We start from the raw sequence: 1,024 nt of genomic DNA, 5'->3' as shown, positions 1-1,024 counted from the left end.
CGTAACGGGACGCGCGGCCATAGGTAGGCTTGATGCCGGTGATGCCGCAAAACGAGGCCGGTTGGCGGATCGAGCCGCCCGTGTCGGTGCCGGTGGTGGCGGGCACCAGGCGCGCGGCCACGGCGGCGGCGCTGCCACCCGACGAGCCACCCGGAATGCGCGTGGTGTCCCAGGGATTCAGCACCGGCTGGAAGGCCGAGTTCTCGTTGGCCGAGCCCATGGCGAATTCGTCGCAGTTCAGCTTACCCAGCGTAATCACCCCTTGCTGCCCAAGCTGCTTCACTACCGTGCTATCAAAAGAAGAGCGATAGCCTTCCAGTATCTTGGAGCCCGCCGTGGTGGGGAAATCCTGGGTGACGAAGATGTCCTTGTGCGCCATGGGCACGCCTTCCAGCGGGCCTGCGGTGCCGTTGGCCAGCCGTGCATCGGCAGCGGCGGCCTGGCGCAGGCTGACGGTTTCGTCCATGGCCAGGTAGGCACCCAGCGAGGCGTGGGTTTCGGCACGGGCCAGAAAGTGCCGGGTGGTTTCCACGGCGGATACCTTGCGGGCGCGCAGCAGTGCCGCCAGTTCGACCACGCTCAGGTCGTGTAGCTGTGTAGAAAAACTCATGGCGCTTTATTCGATGACTTTGGGAACGAGGAACAGGCCGCGCTCAACGGCGGGCGCGGTTTGCTGGTTGGCTTCGCGCCGGTTGGGCTCACTGACCACGTCGTCGCGCAGGCGCAGCACGATGTCGTGCATCACCGCCACCGGGTGGGCCAGGGGTTCGATGCCCCTGGTATTTACCGCGCGCATGGTTTCCACGATGCCGAAAAAGCCGTTCAGCTGGTTCAGCAAGCGGTCGCGTTCATCGGCCTGGAGTTCCAGGCGGGCCAGGTTGGCGATGCGGTCAAGTTCTGGGAGAGTCAGGGCCATGTCTTAAACAGGGTTGCAAACGAAAGTAAAGCGGGGTTTCCGCGCAGTTGGCGCAGGTTAGCCACAGGAGATGCGGTATTATCCCGCCTTTGGTCGCGCGGTCGCTTC

At 64.2% G+C, this 1,024-nt stretch carries 2 protein-coding genes; both read right to left on the bottom strand.

Going from position 1 to position 1,024, the window contains the following annotated elements; all coding sequences use genetic code 11:
* The coding region (locus AC097L_RS26415; protein WP_479589649.1) for an amidase at positions 1-610 on the bottom strand (610 nt) is incomplete at its 3' end.
* 6 nt (positions 611-616) lie between these two features.
* Positions 617-916 (bottom strand): Asp-tRNA(Asn)/Glu-tRNA(Gln) amidotransferase subunit GatC, encoded by a 300-nt coding sequence (gene gatC / locus AC097L_RS26410; RefSeq protein ID WP_479589648.1) that lies wholly within the window; start codon positions 914-916, stop codon positions 617-619.
* Between the last annotated feature and the right edge of the window lie 108 nt (positions 917-1,024).

This window comes from Rhodoferax sp. RT5P35 (genome assembly GCF_056521385.1).
The sequence above is the reverse complement of the archived record's forward strand: the minus strand, read 5'-3'. Positions and strand labels throughout refer to the sequence as shown.

Coding starts and splice junctions, on each gene's coding strand:
- gatC (WP_479589648.1), bottom strand. CDS start 916: ATGGCCCTGACTCTCCCAGAACTTGACCGCATCGCCAACCTGGCCCGC.